The organism is Desulfovibrio piger (assembly GCF_951793255.1).
Classification (GTDB): domain Bacteria; phylum Desulfobacterota; class Desulfovibrionia; order Desulfovibrionales; family Desulfovibrionaceae; genus Desulfovibrio.
Window position 1 is genome coordinate 1,618,960 of record NZ_OX636706.1, and the last position, 21,656, is coordinate 1,640,615.

The following is a 21,656-nucleotide window of genomic DNA, read 5'->3' on the forward strand; positions in this document are numbered from 1 at the left end:
CAGACGGTGGCGGTTTTTTATTTTTGTTGGCATAGTCCGTTATCCTGTTTTGCCCAACCCGGGCCACAGACAGGAAAAAAAGGGAGACGCCGTGGCAAAACTCACTGACCGTATCTTTTTTGACAAGCAGGACAGGGACATCCTCGTCCTGGTCAACCGTATCCTTGAAGCGCCCAACGTGCCCTCGCGGGACAATCTTTTCAATCCCGAGCTGCATCCCCACGGCATCAAGGAGCTGGTCACCTCTCCGGCCTCCCGCATGGCCTATGCCGTCATCAACCTGCTGCGCAATCTGGAGGTCGGCGGCTCGCGTGACCGCCTGCTGGCCCTGCAGACCCTGTATGACGAGGTGCTGACCAGCGCCCATTCGGCCCTGCGCCGCAATACCGCCCGTGCGCTCATGCAGATCATGAAGGACATGGTACGCGCCCACGGCGACGAGACCCGTCAGCTCATGCTGGCCCATGACTTCCGCAGCACCGCCCTGGGCACGCCGCGCGTGGTGCGCCGCATGCTGGCGCGCTACCATCTGCCCGAGATGCCCGAAGCCTGGAACCAGCTCGCCTTCGACGACCATGTCTATGACGTGAACACCAAGGGCCGCAAAACGCCCACCCACCTCATCATGGACGCTTGGATCAAAGGCCTGCGTTCCATCACGGTTGTCTACGACAACAGTGTGGATCTGGAGGCCGCCACGGAGGTCATCCACGCTTCGGGCATCGTGGGCATCTCCGTGCGTATCGGCCTGGAGTTCAGCGTGCCCTTCTATGACCGTTTCGTGAATCTGGTCTGGATGCCGCGCGGCTTCAGCTCCGGCAAGGGCTTCCTGGACTTTTTGCGCAGCCCGCAGATGCGGGAGATGCTGGAAAAGGGGCGCGAAGTGCTGCACTGGCGGCGCGAAGTGGCCCTGCACACCCTGGAAGTCTGGAACGAGGACGAGCGTCCCCGTCTGGAGCAGCTTTGGGGAGTATCCGTGGCGCCCATGGGCCTGGAGGAGTTCCTCGACTTCGTGGGGCGTGGCCATGCCTCCCTGCTGCGTCTGGCCGAATACCTGCACAAGCACATCCAGCCCAGCCTGCGGGCCCGGGCCGAGATCCTGCGCGCCCGGCATGACGATCCCGAGGCCATGGAAGAGTTGCAGCGTCTGGACAATCTGGGCCCCGACGATGTGCAGGCCCTGTGGCTGAACCCCGGCCACAACCCGCGCATCCCCAATACGGAGCAGCCGGGCGCCTGCGACAACCTGCCGGAACTGATGTGCATGAGCGCCCAGAAGCTTTCCGCCTATCTCAACGGGCTTGCCACGGGCAACCGTCTGATCCTGGGCACCGAGGGCCTGAGCGTGGAGGACGTGGTGGAGCTGCTCTGGGACTGCGAGGGGCGCATCACCCATCTGGAGCTCTTCAACATGAAGAGCTGGGTGGAAGGGCACCTCAACAATATCGCGGCCATCAACGAATTGCAGCGCGTGCTCAACCAGGGCCTTGCCCCGCGCATGAAGCAGATGGTGCGCCAGATGATCCGGCAGATGGAGATGACGGGCGACGACGAACGCCTGGAAAAGTTCCATGCCATCCTGCGCGACATCCCCAAGCTCTGGGCCGCATACCGCCACGAGCCTCTCAAGTCGCGCCTGGGCAGCAATTCGGCCAGCCGTTCGCGCTCGTACGGCATGGGCCTGGCCATCCGGGAGACGCTGCCGCGCCGGGCCCTGCTGGCCATGAAAAAGTCGGGCAGCCAGCAGTCTGCCATCCCCATCTATTCACCGGTGGAAGAGCAGATCCGCTACAACGAGCCGGAGACCCCCTCGCCCGGGCAGCGCCTGCTGGCCCATTTCCGCTTTTTGCCGGGCTGCGACCATCTGGGCATGGAACGCCGCCGCGTGTGGCGGGCGGCCAGTGAGGATTGCCGCGTCAGCAACCGGGGCAACATGGTCAACCTCGGCGGCCTGAGCCCCTTCCGGGGTAACGGTCTGACCGATGCGCCGCAAGGGGAGGAGGCCCGGCCCGACGGCCAGTACCTCAACAGCAGCCTGAGCAACTGGCTCAAGGTGCTGCTGGGCTTCATCCCGGCCTTCGTCTCCTTCATCTATACGCAGGACTGGTGGTTCCTGGCCTGGTTCGGCACCTTCATCTGGTTCGGCATCACCGGTGTGCGCAACGTGGTCCAGATGGTCATGGCGGCCCGCGGTGCCAAGCGCAGCACCCTGACCCACTGGAAGGAGCACGTCAGCGTCAAACGCATCTGCGATTCGCTCATGTACACGGGCATCTCGGTGCTGCTGCTGGAGGTGATGATCCGCGTCTGGCTCCTGGAGGACTGCTTCGGCGTGACAGTGGCGGAACAGCCCGTGGTGGTCTTCACCGTGCTGAACATCGTCAATGGTTTCTATATCTTCGCGCACAACGTCTACAGGGGCTTCCCCCGCGAGGCGGCCATCGGCAACCTGTTCCGCAGTGCCCTGGCCATCCCGGTCTCGTCCCTGTATGACTTCATCCTTTTCCACCTGCTGCTGCTCTGGGGCATCGCCGATCCCCATATGTATCTGGTGCCCAGCGCGGCCGTCATCTCCAAGATGGCCTCGGACACCGTGGCAGCCATCATCGAGGGCTATGCCGACAGCCAGATGAACCTGCGCATGCGTCGCTGGGACTACGAGAGCACCATCAAGCGCATCTTCGACTGCTACACCCAGCTGGAGCTGCTCTTCCCCCGCGAGGACGCCCTGATCTGCCTGGCCCGCCCCGGTGGCCTGCGCGGACGTGGCGGTGAGGAGGCCCAGCGCCTGGAGCGCATCCTCATCATCTGCGCTCTGGACCTGATGTATTTCTGGTTCTATCAGCCGCGCGCCCAGGAGGCTTTCCGGCACAAGGTGCGCTCCATGGCCGAGGCCGACAGGGCCGTGCTGCTCAGCGCCCAGCTGGTGCTGATGCGCGAACGGGAGGTGAGCCAGTTCCTGGTGGATGGTCTGCTTGGGCGCAATTTCTCGAAACCCCTGGCCTTCTTCCTTGACAGGCGTAAGGAATACCTGCGCCTCATGGCGCGCATCTGCATCCTTTCAAAACCCCGCGAAGCCCCGGCCTGCCCGGTTCTTTTCGGGGAGGACAAAAAAAGTTGAATCTATTTTATAAAATCTTATTGCCATGGCGGGGCTGGTCGCGTATGTTGATTCCAGTACATCCATAAACGTTTCCAAACCGGGCTCGGACGGGGATCCAGACCGTTCAGACGCCCAAACCAAGGAGTTGCACAATGAGCACGGATGTCAAGAGCATGCATATGGGCCAAATCACGTCCTTCTTCATCCCCACCGTGACTCTGGTCGGCCAGAACTGCTCCACCCAGATTCCCGATCGCCTGAAGAGCCTCGGCGGCAAGAAGCCGCTGATCGTCACCGACCAGGGCATCGTGGCCGTGGGCATCCTGAAGCAGATCACCGATATCCTTGACGCCGCCGGCATGCAGTATGCCGTGTACGACAAGACCGTGCCCAACCCCACGGATAAAAACGTTGCGGAAGCCACCGAAGCTTACAAGAGCAACGGTTGCGACAGCCTGATCACCCTGGGCGGCGGTTCTTCGCATGACTGCGGCAAGGGCGTCGGCTTCGTGGTCGGCAACGGCGGCACGATCCACGACTACGAAGGCGTGGACAAATCCAGCAAGCCCTTCCCGCCCTATGTGGCCGTGAACACCACCGCTGGTACCGCCTCTGAAATGACCCGTTTCTGCATCATCACCGACACCTCCCGCAAGGTGAAGATGGCCATCGTCGACTGGCGCTGCACCCCCAGCGTCGCCATCGACGACCCGGTCCTGATGATGGGCATGCCTCCGTCCCTGACCGCCGCTACCGGTATGGACGCCCTGACCCACGCCGTGGAAGCCTATGTTTCCACCGCTGCCACTCCCATGACCGACGCCTGTGCCGAAAAGGCCATGGAATACATCAACCGCTACCTGCGCCGCGCCGTTGCCAACGGCAAGGATATGGAAGCCCGCGAAGGCATGTGCTACGCCCAGTACCTGGCCGGTATGGCGTTCAACAACGCCAGCCTGGGTCACGTGCACGCCATGGCTCACCAGCTGGGCGGCTTCTATGACCTGCCGCACGGCGAATGCAACGCCATCCTGCTGCCCCATGTGTGCGAGTACAACCTGATCTCCAGCCGCCGTCGCTTTGGCCGCATCGCCAAACTGCTGGGCGAACGCGTGGACGGCCTGAGCCCGACCGACGCTTCGCAGGCTGCCATCAAGGCCATCCGCATCCTGTCCAAGGACGTGGGTATCCCGGAAGGCCTGATCGCCCTGGGCAAGAAGTACGGCAAGGAAGTGAAGGAAGAGGACATCCCCACCATGACCGCCAACGCCCAGAAGGACGCCTGCGGTCTGACCAACCCGCGCATGATGAGCGACGCCGCTGTGGCCGCCATCTACAAGGCCGCCCTGTAGTCCTCGCTGCATAGCTGCATAATGGAGGCCCCCGGGAAACCGGGGGCCTTTTTGCGTTTTGGGCTTTAGCTTGTCGGGCGGCACGGCGCGAAATGAAAAACCACCCGCATGGCAGGTGGTTTTGAGACGATGGCCGGAGTGTTTCCGGCTGTTGGAGATGGCACGGACACGGCAGGGCGATATGCCCCGCTGCGGGGGCCGCTGCTTCTCCCGCCGCAGTTTTTTCAGAGGCGCATGCCGGAAAAAAGAGGAGAGCAGGGAAGGGGGACCCTTTGTCCGGCAGGGCTCCCGCTGTGATGCGGCATCACGCGAACATCCCCGGCCGGGCGGCACGGCAGACGGCCCCGGCCACGGCGTCAGCGGCCAGGGCCCCCAGCAGGAGTTCATTCCAGGGGCCGTGCCCTTCGGGCAGGGGCTGCTTGCTGGCCAGCGTGAACACGATATCCCCGTCGAAGAGCATGTGTGCGGGGATGATATGCCGGGCCAGGCCGGTGGCGGCCATGCGGGCCAGACGGCTGCACTGGGTCTTGTCCAGGGGGACGTTGGTCGCCACTACGGTGAGCACGGTATTGCCGGCAGGGACCTGTCCGGCCAGAGTGTCCAAAGCCTGCGCATGGGGCACAGGCGTGCCGTCAGGGAAGCGCCCGCCGGCCAGGAAGTTCCCCCGGGCATCGTAGACATTGCCCAGCGCATTGAGGACCACCAGGGCCGCCACCCGTATGCCCTCCCGTTCCAGGCACAGGCTGCCCAGACCGCTCTTGTCCGAAAGATCCAGCGGTTTGCCCGCGGCATCCTGGCAAAGGCAGAACAGGCGGCCGCAGCGGGCCCCGCAGGCTGCCCCCACAGCGCCTTCGGCCAGCGGTGCCGCCGAGGCCGCCCGGGCCGCGGCATAGCCCATGTCCGCATCGGGCAGCACGCCGGGCCGGGCATTCATGTCCAGATCGTAGATGACGGCCCCCGGGACGATGGGGATGACACCGTGCGGCATGGCGAATCCGTGTCCCTGTTCGCGTAAAAAGCGCATGACGCCGTCAGCAGCGGCCAGTCCGAAGGCGCTGCCTCCGGCCAGCAGCAGGCCGTGCACTGTATCCACCTGTGATTCGGGCCGCATGAGTTCGGTCTCGCGGCAGCCCGGGGCGAATCCGGGCACGGCGATGCCTGGCGTGAAGCCCTGCGGGCAAAGGATAGCGGTGCAGCCGGTATGGTTCCGGTCGTCCGTGGAGTGGCCTGCCAGCAGGCCGTCGATGGCGGTCAGGGTGGTATTGCTCATGGGAACTCCTGTAGCGGAGGTTGGCAGCTGCGCCCGTGCAACCATACGGCTGCTGTCGGGAGAGGGCGCGTGGGACAAATCTTTCATGTTCACGCGGAAAAGGAAAGCCTCCCTTGTGGGGGGATGCGGTCCGCAGTCCGGGCCGTACCGGGAAGGGGAGAGGAGGACGACAGGCCTTGTGCGGGCCGGTCGCCAGGTAACGGTCAGGAGTGGGGACGTTTTCGGAGGAAAGGGGCGGACATTTGACAGATGAAGCCAAAGATCCTCCTGGGCGCATCCCGGTGCCAGAGAACGACAGAGCCCCGCGCGAACGCAACGTTCGGCGCGGGGCTCCTTGTTTTTCGGCAGATGCCCGGATCAGGCCAGCATGTCCAGGAAGTACTGGTGCAGGCGCAGGTCCGGGGTCAGTTCGGGGTGGAAGGACGTAGCCAGCACATTGCCCTGACGCACGGCCACGATGCGCTCGCCGCGGTCGGCATCCAGACGGGCCAGCACCCGCACGCCTTCGCCCACGCGGCAGATGAGCGGGGCGCGGATGAACACGGCCCGCAGGGGCTCACCGGCCAGGCCGTCGATGTGCAGGTCGGTCTCGAAGCTGTCCACCTGACGGCCGAAGGCATTGCGGCGCACGGTGGCGTCCAGCACGCCCAGACGGGGCTGGCCAGAGCCTTCGATCTCCTTGCAGAGCAGGATCAGGCCCGCGCAGCTGCCGTAGACGGGCATGCCGTCCAGGATGCGCCGGCGCAGCGGCTCCAGCATGTCCCATTCCACCAGCAGCTTGCCGATGGTGGTGCTTTCGCCGCCGGGGATGACCATGCCCTCAAGGCCTTCCATGTCCTTGAGCTGGCGCACTTCGCAGACATCGGCGCCCAGACGGCGCAGCGCTGCGGCATGTTCGCGGAAGGCCCCCTGCAGGGCCAGGACTCCGATGCGGGCCATGCTACCAGCCCCGCTCCTGCATGCGTTCGGCCGGCGGGATGGTGGAGATGTCGATGCCCACCATGGGTTCGCCCAGGTCGCGGGAGATCTCGGCCAGCAGGGCGTAGTCCTTGTAGTTGGTCACGGCCTGCACGATGGCGCGGGCACGCTTGGCCGGGTCGCCGGACTTGAAGATGCCGGAGCCCACGAACACGCCGTCGCAGCCCAGGTGCATCATCATGGCGGCGTCAGCGGGGGTGGCGATGCCGCCGGCGGCAAAGTTCACCACAGGCAGGCGGCCTTCCTTGCGCACGGCCATGCAGACTTCCAGGGGAGCGCCGTTTTCCTTGGCAAAGTTGGCCACTTCGGCTTCGGGCAGGGAGCAGAGCACACGGATCTCGTCCATGACCTGGCGGCAATGGCGCACGGCTTCCACCACGTTGCCGGTGCCGGGTTCGCCCTTGGTGCGGATCATGGCCGCGCCTTCGGCGATGCGGCGCAGGGCTTCGCCCAGGTTGCGGCAGCCGCAGACGAAGGGCACGGTGAAGTCGCGCTTGTCGATATGATAACGGTCATCGGCGGGGGTCAGCACTTCGCTCTCGTCGATGTAGTCCACGCCCAGAGCCTCAAGGATGCGGGCTTCCACGAAATGGCCGATGCGGGCCTTGGCCATGACGGGGATGCTCACCACTTCCATGATGCGCTTGACGATGGTGGGGTCAGCCATGCGGGCGATGCCGCCGGCGGCGCGGATGTCGGCCGGGACGCGTTCAAGAGCCATGACGGCGCAGGCGCCGGCTTCTTCGGCGATCTTCGCCTGTTCGGGGGTGGTCACGTCCATGATGACGCCACCCTTGAGCATTTCTGCAAGACCGGTCTTCAGGCGAATGGTGCCCTGTTCCATGAAAAAACTCCTTTGTCCATACAGCAGGACATGCAGCGGAAGGGAAAAAAGGCTCTTCTGCCCACCGCTGGAGAACAGAAGAGCCGCCTGCCCGGGGCCTTATGGGTGCATACGTCGAAGGGGGAGATATGCCGGTCAACCAGGCAATGACCGGCCACAGCGGGCTATGAGGGCAGGCAAAGTTCATGCAGGAGGCGCTCCGGTTCCGGCTGGGGGGAGCGTGCCTGGATAAAGGACGATGCTTCGGGAAGCCGGTCACGGAGCAGAACGGCCGCTGCCAGAGCGATGTCGGCCAGCAGCTCAAGTTCTTTCCGAGTGGTGATCATCACTTTCAGCGATCTGTATTCTTCCCGGCTGGCCAGTAATGAGAGCATGGCAGCCTGCCCCGGCCAGAGACCGCCACCGGCAGCTACGGTATGGACAGCCTGGCTCATGAAGGACGTCCCGCCGATCTCCTGCTCCAGGATGTCGGCAAGTACAGCGGCCAAAGCAACTTTTTGGGCGGAGGTACGGGCGTTGGCGTACTCCTGTCCCAGTCTGGCGATCTTTTCCCCCAGGGCCCGGGATGCACGATCAAGATCACCGGGGCGACGGGGATACGCCCTGTCATTGACGACGGCCTGGGCATGGCATTGTTGGGCGGCCTGAACCAGACACTGGCCTACGGCGGGATTGTCGCTGTCCTGATTCCAGCGGATCCAGGGCATACTGGCTGCAAGAGCGTCGCTGTCGCCGGGACTGTACGCCTTGGACTCCAGTACGATGCAAGGGATGCGGCACATGCCCAGTTCCTGCATGAGGCGTCCCTTGTTGCCCACAGGCAGGATGCCTTCGCTGTCTTCCACCGGTCCGCTGCCGTCAGGAGAGGCATTGATCGTCAACAGCCAGGCGCAGGGCGTATCCTCCAGGGAAAGCATACCGCCCAAAAACTCGCCGCAGCTGCCGGGGATGTCGTCCGTGGCGTGGAGCCCCCCCGCGGGCCAGTGCCGGCGTACGGCATCCAGCAGGGCGCGGGCATGGGCCAGGATGAGGACGGCCCCCATCTTGTCCATGCCCTGCCCGCGGATCCGGCCCAGGACCTTGGTGGCCAGGGTCTGCGAGGAAAGTTCACAAAGGCCCGTACCCCGTTGCAGCAGATCCGTCTCAAAGGGAGAGAAGCCGCCGGACAGGGAAGCCTGTCCCTGTCCCCCGCAGGCCAGAGAGACCGTCAGCTTGTCTTCATCCGTGCGGACAGCCGTCACGGTCAGATCCAGCGGACAGACCCGCAGGAGCAGGGCCAGCAGAGTGGCGAACCCGGTGGCGTCGTCCTGGACGAAGCCCTGGTGACTGTTGGCGTGCCCGACGCCGATATGTCCGGCAAAGGCCAGATCCGCTTTGTGATCGCAGGGGAGGGAAAAAAGTTTCATGGCAGTGAGGAATGGTGGTTGCTAGGCGTTGTTCGTCGCAGCCGGAATGTCCAGCTTGCGGTTCCAGCCCGTGATGGCGGAGAACAGCAGCACCGCGAGCAGGGTCCAGGAATAGGGGTTGTACAGGGCCGTGCTCAGAGCCGGGGCCGGGATGTTGTAGCTCTGGGCAGCACTATACAGGGCTCCGTACCAGGTCGCCACCGCGATATGCCAGGGCAGGATGTAAAAGACGGTGCTTACGGCGCAGTCCATGAGGTTGGCCCGGCGGGCAGCGCTCAGGTTGAAGCGTTCGCCCATGGGGCGGACGATGGAGGGACCCACCAGCAGCTCGGCAGGAGCATTGGCCGAGATCGGGATGGAAGCCAGCACCGTGACGCCCACGATGAAGAGCTCGGCCTGGCGTACCGTGCTGACCAGGGACTTGTGGGCAAAGTCGAGGATGCGCTTCATGATGCCGCATTCCACCATGATCTGGGTCACGGCAAGGATCAGGATGGCGAAGATGATGGGGCCCACCACGCTAAGGATACCGTTTTCAATATAGCCGGTGGACTGACCGGCCTGGGCAGGGATACCGAAGATTTGCGTCGGCTTGATATGGCCGGTAAGCACAGCGATGACAGCCGCGCAAACATTGCCGTAGACCAGGGATTCGATGATGTGGCGGCCCATCATGGCGGAGCCGACGACCACCACCAGGGCGATGAGCATCAGCACGCCGGCGGGATCGAAATCTTTCTGGATATCAGGCAGGGCCGCAGCCTGGTCCGCGTTACCGAAGATCAGGAAGATGACCATGGCCATGACGGCTGCGGACATGGAAAGCGGGAAACGGCTGCGGACGACCTCTTTCATGGTCGCGCCCTGGGTATAGGCGGAAACGATGGTCGTATCAGCAATGGGGGAAAGGTTGTCGCCAAAGGCCGCACCGGAAAGGATGGCCAGACCGAGCATGGCCGGGTCGGCACCCAGGAAATAGCCGGCAGGGTAGAGCACAGGTGTCAGAGCGATGCAGGTACCGGTGGAGGTGCCTGTCCCCAGAGCGAACAGCATGGAAGCGAAGAAGACGAGGCCCACAAAAATACTGCCCTGGGCGCCGGTGCTCATGCCCATCCAGAGCAGACCGTCCACCAGACCGCCGGCAGCCATGAGCTGACCGAACACGCCGGCGAACAGCCAGGCCGTAATGATGACGATGCCGTTTTCATCGCCGATGCCGCGCATGGCGGCAAGACAGTAATCTTCCTTTTTGCGGGCAAAGAACAAGCCGATGACGAGGGCCAGCCAGGCGCAGGCCCAGAACGGCTGGGTGCCGCCGCGTTCCGCAAGACAAAGCCAGACAAGGCCGATGATGAGTACAGCCAGGGGTACGGTACCGCCCAGGATACCGCCATACATATCGAGTCTTTTTTCTTCAGACATATGCCCTCCACGTCTGCGGGCTGATGGGTTGGTGGTGGGTTACAGGAAGGGGACGTGACCCGCAGGCCACGTCCCCTTGTTTTTTAGCGGAAGCAGGGCAGGTAGGCGTACAGAGCCGGAGAACCGCCGGTGTGCAGGAACAGCACCTTGGACCCCTTGGCGAAGTAGCCCTTGCGCGCCAGATCGATCAGGCCGGACATGGCCTTGCCGGAGTACACGGGGTCAAGCAGGATGCCTTCGGTCTCGGCCAGCATCTTGACGGCTTCGACCATGGCGTCCGTGGGCAGGGAGTAGCCGGGGCCCACATAGTCGTCAAAAGCCACGACCTTTTCGGCGGGCACGCGGGCTTCCACGCCCAGCAGATCCAGGGTCTGGTTGGCCAGGGTATGCACGGCATTTTCCTGCACGGGCTTGGGACGGTTGACGCCGATGCCGGTGACAGGAATGTTGATGTTGTTGCCGATCATGCCGGCGATGATCCCGGCATGGGTACCGGCGCTACCGCTGGGCACGACCATATGGTCAAAGTTGAGGCCCATCTCGAACATCTGGTGCATGATTTCTTCCATGCAACCCACATAGCCCAGGGCACCCAGAGGCGTGGAAGCGCCGCCGGGGACGATGTAGGGCTTTCTGCCTTCGGCCGTCAGCTTGGCAGCCACTTTTTCCATGGCTTCCATCATGTTGCTGCCGCCGGGCACCACGGTGATGCTCTTGACGCCCAGCAGCTGGAACAGGAAGTTGTTGCCGGAGGCTTCGGGATTGTAGCTGCCTTTCACGCGTTCTTCCAGCACCAGATGGCAGTCCATACCTTCATGGACAGCCCAGGAAAGAGTCAGGCGGCAGTGGTTGGACTGCACGGCGCCGCAGGTGATGACCGTATCGCAGCCTTTCTGCAGGGCATCGGCGATGCAGAAGTCCAGCTTACGGGTCTTGTTGCCGCCGGCGGTACCGGGGAGCATGTCGTCACGCTTGATGTAGACGTCGATGTCCGCTCCCAGAGCCTTGGAGAAGTTGGGGCAGTACTCGATGGGGGTGGGAGTGGTGACATAGCCGCGACGGGGGAACTGGGCAAGATTCATGAGGACCTCCTGGGATGATGCTGCATCCCAAATGATATTTTTGTCCGCAGCAGCGCTACAGGACGACGATAGCTTCGATTTCCACAAGCCCGTTGAGGGGCAGTTCCTTGACGGCCACGCAGGAACGGGCGGGGCAGTCCGCATTGAAAACAGCCGCGTAGGCTTCGTTGACTTCCTTGAAGTCGGCCATGCTGGTCAGGAACACGGTAGTTTTGACGACGTTCTTTTCCGTGGCTCCCACTTCAGCCAGCAGCGCCTGGATATTCTTCAGGGACTGGCGGGCCTGGGCGCCTACGCCGCCTTCAGCCAGTTTGCCGGTTGCGGGATCGATGCCCAGCTGGCCGGAAAGGTAGACGGTGTCTCCGGCACGGTTGCCCTGGGAGTAGGGACCGATGGCCGCGGGCGCCTTGCTGGTGTGGATGATGTTTTTCATGGCTTCCTCGTGCTAAATTTAACATTCGTATGTCGAATGTCGACATTTAAAAAATACACAAAAAAATGAGCAGGCTGCGATGCCTGAGTCTTTTTTGTGATATTTTCTTGCCGAATGTCGACATACTACATTTGACAACTTTTGAAGTCAACGGCAAAAGGGGGCTTCGTGAAAAAAAATTTTTTGAAGGACAGGAGCCCCGTCTCTCCCGGGCTTTGCTATAGGAAGGGAAGCCGGAAAAGGGGGAGGGGGCCGCATGGCTCCGTGAGCAGAACAGAACGCCGCCAGACGGCATAAACGACAAACGATCGGTATGGTATTCAAAAAACAGACGTACTCCACAGTGGTCGCGGATTACATCAAACGGCAGATCCAGCAGGGAGAGCTGCTGCCTGGGCAGGCTATCAAGGAAGTGGCGCTTGCCGAACATCTGGGGATCAGCCGGGCTCCCGTCCGTGAGGCTCTGGAGAGCCTGGTACAGGAAGGTCTAGTGACCTCGGAACCGCAAAAGGGCAAGCGGGTCCGCCTGATGTCGCCGGAGGAGATCCGGAACAGCTACAGTGTCGGGGGGATACTGGAAGCCACAGGCGTGGCCGACAGTCTGCCCGCCTGGAGCGATGCGGAAGTGGATGAGCTGGAGCGCGTCCTCAAGGACATGCACAAAAGCAGTCAGTCCTCCGGGGGGCAACTGGGTCTGACCGAGCTGGACGACATCTTTCACGACAGGCTGCTCATGCATTGTCACAATCCCTATCTCGTGGATCTGGCACGGCATTCCTGTTCGACCATCTCCAAGTATCTGATGTACCGGCAGTGGACGGCCTTCTACTCATTTAATGAACTCTACGAGCGGCATGTGATGCTGGTAGAGGCCATGCGCAGCAGGGACAGGATGGCAGTCTGGAAAAAGATCCGAGAGCATTATGAGGAACTTGGCGCCTACATGGCCGAACTGATGGAAAAATCGGACTGGACGCAGGAATAGAAGAGCCCCGCGCGAACACAACGTTCGGCGCGGGGCTCCTTGTTTTTCGGCAGATGCCGCGGATCAGGCCAGCATGTCCAGGAAATACTGGTGCAGGCGCAGGTCCGGGGTCAGTTCGGGGTGGAAGGACGTAGCCAGCACATTGCCCTGACGCACGGCCACGATGCGCTCGCCGCGGTCGGCATCCAGACGGGCCAGCACCCGCACGCCTTCGCCCACGCGGCTGATGAGCGGGGCGCGGATGAACACGGCCCGCAGGGGCTCACCGGCCAGACCGTCGATGTGCAGGTCGGTCTCGAAGCTGTCCACCTGACGGCCGAAGGCATTGCGGCGCACGGTGGCGTCCAGCACGCCCAGACGCGGCTGGTCAGAGCCTTCGATCTCCTTGCAGAGCAGGATCAGGCCCGCGCAGCTGCCGTAGACGGGCATGCCGTCCAGGATGCGCCGGCGCAGCGGCTCCAGCATGTCCCATTCCACCAGCAGCTTGCCGATGGTGGTGCTTTCGCCGCCGGGGATGACCATGCCCTCAAGGCCTTCCATGTCCTTGAGCTGGCGCACTTCGCAGACATCGGCGCCCAGACGGCGCAGCGCTGCGGCATGTTCGCGGAAGGCCCCCTGCAGGGCCAGGACTCCGATGCGGGCCATGCTACCAGCCCCGCTCCTGCATGCGTTCGGCCGGCGGGATGGTGGAGATGTCGATGCCCACCATGGGTTCGCCCAGGTCGCGGGAGATCTCGGCCAGCAGGGCGTAGTCCTTGTAGTTGGTCACGGCCTGCACGATGGCGCGGGCACGCTTGGCCGGGTCGCCGGACTTGAAGATGCCGGAGCCCACGAACACGCCGTCGCAGCCCAGGTGCATCATCATGGCGGCGTCAGCCGGGGTGGCGATGCCGCCGGCGGCAAAGTTCACCACAGGCAGGCGGCCTTCCTTGCGCACGGCCATGCAGACTTCCAGGGGAGCGCCGTTTTCCTTGGCAAAGTTGGCCACTTCGGCTTCGGGCAGGGAGCAGAGCACACGGATCTCGTCCATGACCTGGCGGCAATGGCGCACGGCTTCCACCACGTTGCCGGTGCCGGGTTCGCCCTTGGTGCGGATCATGGCCGCGCCTTCGGCGATGCGGCGCAGGGCTTCGCCCAGGTTGCGGCAGCCGCAGACGAAGGGCGCGGTGAAGTCGCGCTTGTCGATATGATAACGGTCATCGGCGGGGGTCAGCACTTCGCTCTCGTCGATGTAGTCCACGCCCAGGGCCTCAAGGATGCGGGCTTCCACGAAATGGCCGATGCGGGCCTTGGCCATGACGGGGATGCTCACCACTTCCATGATGCGCTTGACGATGGTGGGATCAGCCATGCGGGCGATGCCGCCGGCGGCGCGGATGTCGGCCGGGACGCGTTCAAGAGCCATGACGGCGCAGGCGCCGGCTTCTTCGGCGATCTTCGCCTGTTCGGGGGTGGTCACGTCCATGATGACGCCACCCTTGAGCATTTCTGCAAGACCGGTCTTCAGGCGAATGGTGCCCTGTTCCATATCTTCTACTCCTTCGGCACCGCCGTGCGGTGCGCTAAGTTGCGTGGGGCCGTTAACGGCCAGAAGCGCGTTATATGCCATATCGTCGTCAGTGACAATAATCCGGGCCCGTCCTGCGGTTTACGGCAGACAGGCCGTGCCCGTCCCGGGGAAGGCCCGGAGCCTGTTCTGACAGGATGGGCGGCGGTTTTCCATGTCCGCACGCACAGTCTGCGGTCTGCATCGCCGTTGCGGCAGGTCGGGGTAACGGCAGGCACCGGAAAAGATCGGGGCCTCCCCTGAGGAAAAGCTTTTCCATAAGTCATGGCGGGGCAGGGGAGCGCCGGAGATGTCAGGGTATGACGGCTTTGGCCTTGCAATCGTGTCCCCCTGTGGCGTATGCTAAAAACTCCAGCTTAACCAAGGATGATACATGTCTGCACTCTGTATCCGTGTCCCCGCCCTGCGTGGTCCCCTGCCCGGAGAAGCACTGCTTTTGCCCGCGGAAGGGTCCTGCCCGGTCTTGCGTCTGTGGCCCGGTCTGCCGGAAGAATTTTCCCGTCCTGCCGCCGGAGGGCTGACGGCGTCCGGCCGTCGTGCCGTGACCGTCGCGGCCCCGGCTCCCGAGGGGCCGTGGCATATGCCGGAGGATCTGCCTTTTTCGCCGCGTGAAGCCGCGGCCTGTCTGGACGACCTCCAGCGCATGGGGGATGCCGCCCTTTCCGGCCAGCCGGTGGGGACTTTGGGCGCCGACGTGGGCCGTGCCCGCCGCAACAGCGCGGAAAGCGCCCTGCGTGCCGGCCTGATGGCCGACGGCACCCTGGAGACGGCCCAGGCCCTGGAAGCCGCCCGCGAAGAGCGGGAAAAGGCCTGTGCGGCCCAGCGCATGCTGCTCTGGAGCTGGCTGCAGGAAGAGCGCCTGGCCGAACTCCAGGCCCTGAGCTCCAGCCTGAGCAGCAGCAATGCCCGTCTGCAGGCCGCGCTGGACATGGACCCCGCCGATCTTGACGAGACGGCCCTGCTGGCGGGCGATGCCCGCGACACGGAGGCCGCCCTGGCCACGCTGGCCACCCTCAACAGCCCCGTGCATGTGGACGATTCCCTGCTGCCCGCCTGGCCCCGTCTGCTGGACGCCGTGGTGCGCTTTGCCCCGGCGGACTGCCTGCTGCTGGCCGAGGGCCGCATGCGCCGCGACCTGCTGGACGGTCAGGGCGAGCTGGAGTTCCGGCCCCTGCCCGACGACAGCCCCCTGCGCCTGTGCGATGCGGAAGGCAACGCCGTATCCCTGTTGCAGGCGCGCGCCCCCCTGTGGCGCATCCTCGGGCGTCCGCGTGCGCCCCGCTGCTGCCCCGGCTGGCAGGAAGAACGCACTGTAGTGCTGCGCGGGGACGACTGATGGGCAAACTTTTCCCGCACGGCCTTACCGGCATCATCTTCGACTGTGACGGGGTCATGATCGATTCCCGCGCCGCCAACGCCATCTTTTACAACAAGGTGCTGGCGGCCTTGGGACTGCCGCCCCTGACCCCGGAGCAGGATGCCTATACGTTCATGGCCACGGCTCGGCAGGCGCTGGAATACATCGTACCTCCCGAGATGCATCAGCGCATGTATGAAGTGGTGCGGACGGAGGTCATCTATTCGCGCGACATCGTTCCCCTGCTGCAGATCTATCCCGGTTACCGGGAATTCCTTGAGCTCGCGCACGGTCACGGCATGCGTCTGGCCGTGCATACCAACAGAACTGCGGAAGGGATGCAAAGGGTTCTGGACTTTTTGGCGTTGCCCTCCTATTTTAATCCTGTAGTCACGGCGACGGAAGCAGCCCCCAAGCCCGCCCCCGATGGGGTGCGGCTGATCCTTGAACAGTGGGGGGCCGATCCTGAGCAGGTGCTTTTTGTGGGCGACAGTCCCAACGACCAGAAAGCCGCCACCGCCGCAGGCGTCGTGTTCGCGGCCTTCGGCGGGGAATTGCAAGGCCCGCTCGCGGCAGCCGGTTATGACGAACTGGCCGGGCTGCTGCAAAATGAATGGGAGTAGGCATGTTTTTTGTACAGAATGTCATCCTGGCCGTGGTCGATCTGCTGGCCATAGTCCTCAATCTGTATTTCTGGGTTGTCATCGTGGCGGCCGTGCTTTCGTGGGTGCGTCCCGATCCCTACAACCCTGTGGTGCGCGCGTTGCGCACCCTGACGGAACCCGTGTTCTACCGGGTGCGGAAATGGTTGCCCTTCACCTATACCAACGGCATCGATTTCTCGCCTGTGGTGGTGCTGCTGGTCATCCAGCTCATCAACCGCATCGTCATCGCATCACTGGCCCAGTTTGCCGCTACTCTGGTGTAGCAGCGGTTTGTCGTAACGGGCGCCATGCCGGGCGCCGAACATCTAACGCTGGAGATTTCTTATGGATCAGCATGAAATTGAACTCATCGAACAGCTACTGCCCACTGATCCGGAGCTGAAATCCCTATGGGAAGACCACGTCATTTACAGCAAGCAGGTAGAAAAGCTGGAAGCCAAGTCTTTCCGTACCCCCACCGAGGAACAGACCCTGAAGCAGCTTAAGAAACAAAAACTTGAAGGCAAAACCAAGCTCATGGAGCTCTTGGATAGCCATCGCGCCGGAGCATAACTGCTGGCGCAGGAGTTGACCCTATGGAACTCACAGGTGCGCAGATTCTCCTTGAATCCCTTAAAAAAGAAGATGTTGATGTACTGTTCGGTTACCCGGGCGGTGCTGTGATTGATATTTATGACGAGTTGCCGCGGCATCCGGAACTGAAGCATGTTCTGGTGCGGCATGAACAAGGGGCTGTGCACGCGGCTGATGGCTATGCCCGTGCCTCCGGCAAGGTTGGGTGCTGTCTGGTCACTTCCGGACCCGGCGCCACCAATACCGTTACGGGCATAGCCACAGCCTACTGTGATTCCATTCCGCTGGTCGTCTTCACGGGACAGGTCCCCACGCAGCTCATCGGTAACGACGCCTTCCAGGAAGTCGATATCGTGGGCATCACCCGTCCCTGTACCAAACACAATTTTCTGGTGAAGGACGTGCGCAACCTGGCCAAGACCATCCGCCAGGCCTTCTATCTTGCGCGCTCCGGTCGCCCCGGGCCTGTCCTCGTGGACCTGCCCAAGGATATCATGCAGGCCCGTACGGAATTCGTCTGGCCTGAAGATATCTTCATGCGCAGTTACAATCCCACCTACAAGCCCAACCTGAACCAGCTGCGCCGTACGGCCGAAGAGCTGGCCAAGGCCCGCAAGCCCATCATCCTGGCGGGCGGCGGCGTCATCATGGCCAATGCTTCGGAAGTCCTTTGCGAGCTGGCCCACGAACTGGACATCCCCGTGGCCACCACGCTCATGGGCCTGGGCGCCTTCCCCGCCAACGGCGACCTGTGGCTGGGCATGGTGGGCATGCATGGCACCTACGCTGCCAACATGAGCATCAACCATGCGGACCTGCTGGTCTGTGTGGGCGCGCGCTTCGACGACCGTGTGACCGGCCGTCTGCAGGACTTCGCCTCCCATGCGCGCATCGTGCATATCGATATCGACCCCACCTCCATCCGCAAGAACGTGGAAGTGGACGTGCCCGTGGTGGGCGACTGCCGCCAGGCCCTGGAAGGCATCCTGGAGATCTGCCGCGCCAAGATGGCCGATACCGACTGGTCGGGCATGCATGCCGACTGGCTGCAGACCGTGCATGAATGGAAGGCCAACCATCCGCTGGCCTACAACAAGAACGGCCACATCAAGCCGCAGCAGGTCATCGAGACCATGTACTCCATCACCAAGGGCGATGCCATCATCGCCACCGAGGTGGGGCAGAACCAGATGTGGGCCGCGCAGTTCTATACCTTCACCAAACCGCGCACCCTGCTGACCAGCGGTGGTCTGGGCACCATGGGCTACGGCTTCCCCGCGGCCATCGGCGCGCAGTTCGCCTTCCCGGACAAGCTGGTCATCAACGTGGCCGGTGACGGCTCCATCCAGATGAACATCCAGGAACTGGCCACCGTGGTGCAGAACAAGATCCCGGTCAAGGTGGTCATCCTCAACAACGGCCATCTGGGCATGGTCCGCCAGTGGCAGGAACTTTTCTACAATCGCAACTACAGCCATACCAATATGGAGGCCCAGCCCGACTTCGTGAAGCTGGCTGAGGCCTACGGCGCCGAAGGCTACCGCATCAGCAAGCCCGAAGAGCTGGAAGACGTGCTGCGCAAGGCCCTGACCTCGCCCAACCCGGCCTTCATCGACGTCATGGTTGAGCGCGAGGAAAACGTCTATCCCATGGTGCCCGCCGGGGCCGCCCTGGATGAGATGCTCTTGGTGTAGAGGAGGAACGCCATGCAAAGACATGTTCTTTCCGTGCTGGTGGAGAACGAGCCCGGTGTGCTCAGCCGCGTGGCCGGCCTGTTCAGCGGCCGCGGCTTCAATATCGATTCGCTCAATGTGGCGCCCACCCTGGAAGAGGGCGTTTCGCACATGACCATCACCACCTACGGTGACAGCCAGATACTGGAGCAGATCATGAAACAGCTCCACAAGATCGTGACCGTCATCAAGGTGATGGATTTTGCCGATATGTCCGCCATCGAACGCGAGATGATGTTCGTCAAGGTGCAGGCTGAAGGCCCCGCCCGCAGCGAGATCCTGCGTACCGTGGAGATCTTCCGCTGCAAGGTGGTGGACGTCAGCTCCAGCGAGATGACCATCGAGGCCACCGGCGACCACGACAAGCTGGACGCCATCCTGAGCCTGCTGCACCGCTTCGGCATCAAGGAAGTGGCCCGCACCGGTTCCGTGGCCATGCGCCGCTCCAAAAAGTGTGAATAGCATCCCCGGCGGCGGGATCGCGAACGGTCCCCCACCGGAAGATGACGGCAAATTTGCCTGAGGGATGCCGTGACGCTTGACATTTGCGCCGCGGCATCCCAAATAGAAGTTTCCCCCTCGGGAATACCGAGTATTTTTCCATTGAAAAGGACAAGAGCCATGAAAGTTTACTATGATCAGGATGCCGATCTTTCCGTCTTGAAAAACAAGACTGTGGCCATCATCGGTTACGGCAGCCAGGGCCATGCCCATGCCCAGAACCTGCGCGACTCCGGCGTGAAGGTCGTCGTGGGCCAGCGCCCCGGCGGTGCCAACTACGAGCTGGCCAAGCAGCACGGCTTTACCCCCGTGTCCGCTGCCGAAGCTGCCGCTCAGGGCGACCTGATCATGATCCTGCTGCCTGACGAAGTGCAGGCCGCCGTGTACGAAAAGGACATCAAGCCCAACCTGACTCCCGGCAAGGCTCTGCTGTTCGCCCACGGCTTCAACATCCATTTCAACCAGATCGTGCCTCCCAAGGACGTGGACGTGTTCCTGATCGCCCCCAAGGGTCCCGGCCATCTGGTGCGCCGTACCTTCACCGAAGGCGGCGGCGTGCCCTGCCTGGTGGGCATCCAGCAGGACGCCACCGGTGAAGCCCTGAAGGTGGCCCTGGCCTACGCCAAGGGCATCGGCGGCACCCGCTCCGGCGTTATCGAGACCAGCTTCCGTGAAGAGACCGAAACCGACCTCTTCGGCGAACAGGCCGTGCTGTGCGGCGGTATCTCCGCCCTCATCAAGGCCGGTTTCGAAACCCTGGTGGAAGCCGGTTACCAGCCCGAAATGGCTTACTTCGAGTGCATGCACGAAATGAAGCTGATCGTTGACCTGATGTACGAAGGCGGCCTGTCCCGCATGCGTTACTCCATCAGCAACACGGCTGAATACGGCGACTATGTGACCGGCCCCCGCCTGATCACCGACGCCGTGAAGAAGGAAATGAAGGCCGTGCTGAAGGACATCCAGAGCGGCAAGTTCGCCCGTGACTTCATCCTCGAAGCCCGCGCCAACTATCCCATGTTCATGGCCACCCGCCGCAACGAAGCCAACCACCAGCTGGAGCAGGTGGGCAAGGAACTGCGCGGCATGATGACCTGGCTGAAGAAGGACAAGAAGGACTAGTTCCGCTGTCCGTCATGACGCTCACAAAGGGGGACTTCGGTCCCCCTTTTTTGTTTCGGAGGCCGGGCAGGGGCGTTGAAAAGAAGGCCCGTGATATGGCCGTGCGGGCAGCGACCAGCCTCCGGGACTTCCCGCGGCAAGACAGCGGGAAGGACAGGCTCCGTCCCTGTCCCGGGAGGGAGCGGCCACCAGTGCATCCCGGCACGATGAGACAAAGGGAGGAAAACTGTGGCACCGGATACGGCATTCTATGACCAGCGCGCGGCCAGCTACGCTGCGGCATCCCATGATATGGACCTGCGGCCCCTGTATGCCCGTTTTCTGCCGCATGTGCGCCCCGGCGGGCTCATCCTTGATGCCGGTTGCGGCTCGGGGCGGGACGCGCTGGCTTTCCGGCAGGCGGGCTTCCGGGTGGAGGCCTTTGATGCTTCGCCGCAGATGGCCCGGCAGGCAGCGCTCCTGCTGGGGCAGGAGGTGCCCGTGCTCTGCTTCGAAGACGTGGCATGGCAGGAGCGTTTCGACGGTATCTGGGCCTGTGCCAGCCTGCTGCATGTGGCCCCGGCGGATCTGCCCGATGTCTTGCGGCGTTTGCAGCGTGCCCTGCGTCCCGGCGGCGTGATGTTCTTCAATTTCAAGTACGGTCAGGGGCAGCGCCACAGCCCGGACGGTCGTCGCTTCACGGATATGGACGAGGTCGGTGTCCGGGCCCTGCTGGATGCGCTGCCGGAGCTTTCCTGCCTCGATATGCGGACAGGGGAGGACGACCGTGCGGCGGAGCTGCGGGAACGCTGGATCCAGGTCCTTGTCCGGCGCATCCCCTCTTCCGATTGAGGCGGCCTGCTCAACAGCCTGACCGGAGGGGAGCGGCGTCTGGCATACCGGCATCCCTAGCGCAGCTTCCCCAACAGCCGCCCCCTGTGACTTGCAGACGGAAAAAACACCCGCTCCGGCGGGTGTTTTTCCGTTTAGGGCAGGGGGGCATCGTTGTCTTATTGCTGCCCGTCGTAACGGCTGCAGCCTGTCACAGCCTGGCTTGTCTCCATCCCCGTGCTTTGTGTTTGTCCCTGAGCGACCCGGGCTGCTGCAAAACAAGAAAGCCCATCCGCAAGGCAGATGGACATACTGGTGTTTTGGGAGGAGGGGCGTCCGAGGGGAGAGGCCCCTTTTTGCCGCAAGATGCGACCGGATGGCGGCCCGCAAGGCCGTGCCCGTTACGACGCAGGAAGTTACGGGCATCGACAGCAGGGATGCGACCGAATGGCG

20 protein-coding genes are annotated in these 21,656 nt (G+C 63.0%); 11 read left to right on the forward strand and 9 right to left on the reverse strand.

The window, feature by feature from the left end; translation table 11 throughout:
* The first annotated feature begins 91 nt into the window (after window positions 1-91).
* Both Q4I12_RS07290 and Q4I12_RS07295 read left to right on the forward strand, forming a co-directional pair.
* The gene (locus tag Q4I12_RS07290; RefSeq protein WP_297159452.1) at window positions 92-3,121 is read left to right on the forward strand and encodes a hypothetical protein; all 3,030 of its coding nucleotides are present in this window, start codon (window positions 92-94) and stop codon (window positions 3,119-3,121) included.
* Between the two features lie 134 nt (window positions 3,122-3,255).
* The gene (locus Q4I12_RS07295; protein WP_168934485.1) at window positions 3,256-4,455 is read left to right on the forward strand and encodes an iron-containing alcohol dehydrogenase; all 1,200 of its coding nucleotides are present in this window, start codon (window positions 3,256-3,258) and stop codon (window positions 4,453-4,455) included.
* Between the two features lie 304 nt (window positions 4,456-4,759).
* Here Q4I12_RS07295 and Q4I12_RS07300 read toward each other — a convergent pair whose 3' ends face one another.
* From Q4I12_RS07300 to Q4I12_RS07330, 7 genes are all read right to left on the reverse strand, one after another.
* Window positions 4,760-5,725, reverse strand: coding sequence for a P1 family peptidase (locus tag Q4I12_RS07300; RefSeq protein ID WP_302261202.1), 966 nt, complete (start codon window positions 5,723-5,725; stop codon window positions 4,760-4,762).
* A 357-nt stretch (window positions 5,726-6,082) separates the two neighbouring features.
* Entirely contained in the window at window positions 6,083-6,664 is a 582-nt protein-coding gene (pdxT, locus tag Q4I12_RS07305) for a pyridoxal 5'-phosphate synthase glutaminase subunit PdxT (protein WP_302261204.1), read from the reverse strand.
* Between the two features lies 1 nt (window position 6,665).
* Window positions 6,666-7,547, reverse strand: a complete 882-nt coding sequence (gene pdxS, locus Q4I12_RS07310) for a pyridoxal 5'-phosphate synthase lyase subunit PdxS (protein ID WP_006009534.1) — start codon at window positions 7,545-7,547, stop codon at window positions 6,666-6,668.
* Window positions 7,548-7,711: 164 nt separating this feature from the next.
* The gene (locus Q4I12_RS07315; RefSeq protein WP_302261206.1) at window positions 7,712-8,953 is read right to left on the reverse strand and encodes a hypothetical protein; all 1,242 of its coding nucleotides are present in this window, start codon (window positions 8,951-8,953) and stop codon (window positions 7,712-7,714) included.
* Window positions 8,954-8,974: 21 nt separating this feature from the next.
* Window positions 8,975-10,375, reverse strand: a complete 1,401-nt coding sequence (locus Q4I12_RS07320; protein WP_302261208.1) for a Na+/H+ antiporter NhaC family protein — start codon at window positions 10,373-10,375, stop codon at window positions 8,975-8,977.
* 83 nt (window positions 10,376-10,458) lie between these two features.
* Window positions 10,459-11,457 (reverse strand): D-cysteate sulfo-lyase, encoded by a 999-nt coding sequence (cuyA, locus tag Q4I12_RS07325; RefSeq protein WP_302261209.1) that lies wholly within the window; start codon window positions 11,455-11,457, stop codon window positions 10,459-10,461.
* Between the two features lie 55 nt (window positions 11,458-11,512).
* Complete coding sequence (locus Q4I12_RS07330) at window positions 11,513-11,890, reverse strand: RidA family protein (RefSeq protein WP_302261210.1); 378 nt, start codon at window positions 11,888-11,890, stop codon at window positions 11,513-11,515.
* A gap of 313 nt (window positions 11,891-12,203) precedes the next feature.
* On the opposite strand from Q4I12_RS07330, the gene Q4I12_RS07335 reads away from it, so the two are divergent.
* A complete protein-coding gene (locus tag Q4I12_RS07335) occupies window positions 12,204-12,875 on the forward strand; it encodes a GntR family transcriptional regulator (RefSeq protein WP_302261212.1) in 672 nt (223 codons plus the stop codon).
* 63 nt (window positions 12,876-12,938) lie between these two features.
* Here Q4I12_RS07335 and pdxT (Q4I12_RS07340) read toward each other — a convergent pair whose 3' ends face one another.
* Entirely contained in the window at window positions 12,939-13,520 is a 582-nt protein-coding gene (gene pdxT, locus Q4I12_RS07340; protein ID WP_204625162.1) for a pyridoxal 5'-phosphate synthase glutaminase subunit PdxT, read from the reverse strand.
* Between the two features lies 1 nt (window position 13,521).
* Window positions 13,522-14,403, reverse strand: a complete 882-nt coding sequence (gene pdxS, locus Q4I12_RS07345) for a pyridoxal 5'-phosphate synthase lyase subunit PdxS (RefSeq protein ID WP_302261213.1) — start codon at window positions 14,401-14,403, stop codon at window positions 13,522-13,524.
* Window positions 14,404-14,815: 412 nt separating this feature from the next.
* On the opposite strand from pdxS (Q4I12_RS07345), the gene Q4I12_RS07350 reads away from it, so the two are divergent.
* The 8 genes from Q4I12_RS07350 to Q4I12_RS07385 all read left to right on the forward strand — a co-directional run bounded on the left by Q4I12_RS07350 (window position 14,816) and on the right by Q4I12_RS07385 (window position 21,224).
* Complete coding sequence (locus Q4I12_RS07350; protein WP_168934482.1) at window positions 14,816-15,778, forward strand: hypothetical protein; 963 nt, start codon at window positions 14,816-14,818, stop codon at window positions 15,776-15,778.
* Complete coding sequence (locus Q4I12_RS07355) at window positions 15,778-16,422, forward strand: HAD family hydrolase (protein ID WP_204625161.1); 645 nt, start codon at window positions 15,778-15,780, stop codon at window positions 16,420-16,422. Before Q4I12_RS07350 ends, Q4I12_RS07355 begins: the two co-directional genes overlap by 1 nt.
* 2 nt (window positions 16,423-16,424) lie before the next feature.
* On the forward strand, window positions 16,425-16,727 hold the full coding sequence (locus Q4I12_RS07360; RefSeq protein ID WP_040369507.1) for a YggT family protein: 303 nt from the start codon (window positions 16,425-16,427) through the stop codon (window positions 16,725-16,727).
* Between the two features lie 61 nt (window positions 16,728-16,788).
* A complete protein-coding gene (locus Q4I12_RS07365; RefSeq protein ID WP_168934480.1) occupies window positions 16,789-17,016 on the forward strand; it encodes an HP1242/YdcH family protein in 228 nt (75 codons plus the stop codon).
* Window positions 17,017-17,039: 23 nt separating this feature from the next.
* Entirely contained in the window at window positions 17,040-18,731 is a 1,692-nt protein-coding gene (gene ilvB, locus Q4I12_RS07370; RefSeq protein ID WP_297159461.1) for a biosynthetic-type acetolactate synthase large subunit, read from the forward strand.
* 12 nt (window positions 18,732-18,743) lie between these two features.
* Window positions 18,744-19,232 carry an acetolactate synthase small subunit gene (ilvN, locus tag Q4I12_RS07375; RefSeq protein WP_297138834.1) on the forward strand — a complete coding sequence of 163 codons (489 nt, stop codon included), beginning with the start codon at window positions 18,744-18,746 and terminating at the stop codon, window positions 19,230-19,232.
* Between the two features lie 159 nt (window positions 19,233-19,391).
* A complete protein-coding gene (gene ilvC / locus Q4I12_RS07380; RefSeq protein ID WP_006006284.1) occupies window positions 19,392-20,393 on the forward strand; it encodes a ketol-acid reductoisomerase in 1,002 nt (333 codons plus the stop codon).
* Window positions 20,394-20,621: 228 nt separating this feature from the next.
* Complete coding sequence (locus tag Q4I12_RS07385) at window positions 20,622-21,224, forward strand: class I SAM-dependent methyltransferase (protein ID WP_302261221.1); 603 nt, start codon at window positions 20,622-20,624, stop codon at window positions 21,222-21,224.
* The last annotated feature ends 432 nt before the right edge of the window (window positions 21,225-21,656 follow it).

What these genes read in the sequence shown, in the direction of transcription:
- pdxT (WP_302261204.1), bottom strand. Translation starts at nt 6,664, where the DNA reads ATGGCCCGCATCGGAGTCCTGGCCCTGCAGGGGGCCTTCCGCGAACAT.
- pdxS (WP_302261213.1), bottom strand. Translation starts at nt 14,403, where the DNA reads ATGGAACAGGGCACCATTCGCCTGAAGACCGGTCTTGCAGAAATGCTC.
- Q4I12_RS07365 (WP_168934480.1), top strand. Translation starts at nt 16,789, where the DNA reads ATGGATCAGCATGAAATTGAACTCATCGAACAGCTACTGCCCACTGAT.
- pdxT (WP_204625162.1), bottom strand. Translation starts at nt 13,520, where the DNA reads ATGGCCCGCATCGGAGTCCTGGCCCTGCAGGGGGCCTTCCGCGAACAT.
- ilvB (WP_297159461.1), top strand. Translation starts at nt 17,040, where the DNA reads ATGGAACTCACAGGTGCGCAGATTCTCCTTGAATCCCTTAAAAAAGAA.
- Q4I12_RS07300 (WP_302261202.1), bottom strand. Translation starts at nt 5,725, where the DNA reads ATGAGCAATACCACCCTGACCGCCATCGACGGCCTGCTGGCAGGCCAC.
- Q4I12_RS07355 (WP_204625161.1), top strand. Translation starts at nt 15,778, where the DNA reads ATGGGCAAACTTTTCCCGCACGGCCTTACCGGCATCATCTTCGACTGT.
- ilvN (WP_297138834.1), top strand. Translation starts at nt 18,744, where the DNA reads ATGCAAAGACATGTTCTTTCCGTGCTGGTGGAGAACGAGCCCGGTGTG.
- Q4I12_RS07295 (WP_168934485.1), top strand. Translation starts at nt 3,256, where the DNA reads ATGAGCACGGATGTCAAGAGCATGCATATGGGCCAAATCACGTCCTTC.
- Q4I12_RS07330 (WP_302261210.1), bottom strand. Translation starts at nt 11,890, where the DNA reads ATGAAAAACATCATCCACACCAGCAAGGCGCCCGCGGCCATCGGTCCC.
- pdxS (WP_006009534.1), bottom strand. Translation starts at nt 7,547, where the DNA reads ATGGAACAGGGCACCATTCGCCTGAAGACCGGTCTTGCAGAAATGCTC.
- ilvC (WP_006006284.1), top strand. Translation starts at nt 19,392, where the DNA reads ATGAAAGTTTACTATGATCAGGATGCCGATCTTTCCGTCTTGAAAAAC.
- Q4I12_RS07315 (WP_302261206.1), bottom strand. Translation starts at nt 8,953, where the DNA reads ATGAAACTTTTTTCCCTCCCCTGCGATCACAAAGCGGATCTGGCCTTT.
- Q4I12_RS07350 (WP_168934482.1), top strand. Translation starts at nt 14,816, where the DNA reads ATGTCTGCACTCTGTATCCGTGTCCCCGCCCTGCGTGGTCCCCTGCCC.
- Q4I12_RS07360 (WP_040369507.1), top strand. Translation starts at nt 16,425, where the DNA reads ATGTTTTTTGTACAGAATGTCATCCTGGCCGTGGTCGATCTGCTGGCC.
- Q4I12_RS07320 (WP_302261208.1), bottom strand. Translation starts at nt 10,375, where the DNA reads ATGTCTGAAGAAAAAAGACTCGATATGTATGGCGGTATCCTGGGCGGT.
- cuyA (WP_302261209.1), bottom strand. Translation starts at nt 11,457, where the DNA reads ATGAATCTTGCCCAGTTCCCCCGTCGCGGCTATGTCACCACTCCCACC.
- Q4I12_RS07335 (WP_302261212.1), top strand. Translation starts at nt 12,204, where the DNA reads ATGGTATTCAAAAAACAGACGTACTCCACAGTGGTCGCGGATTACATC.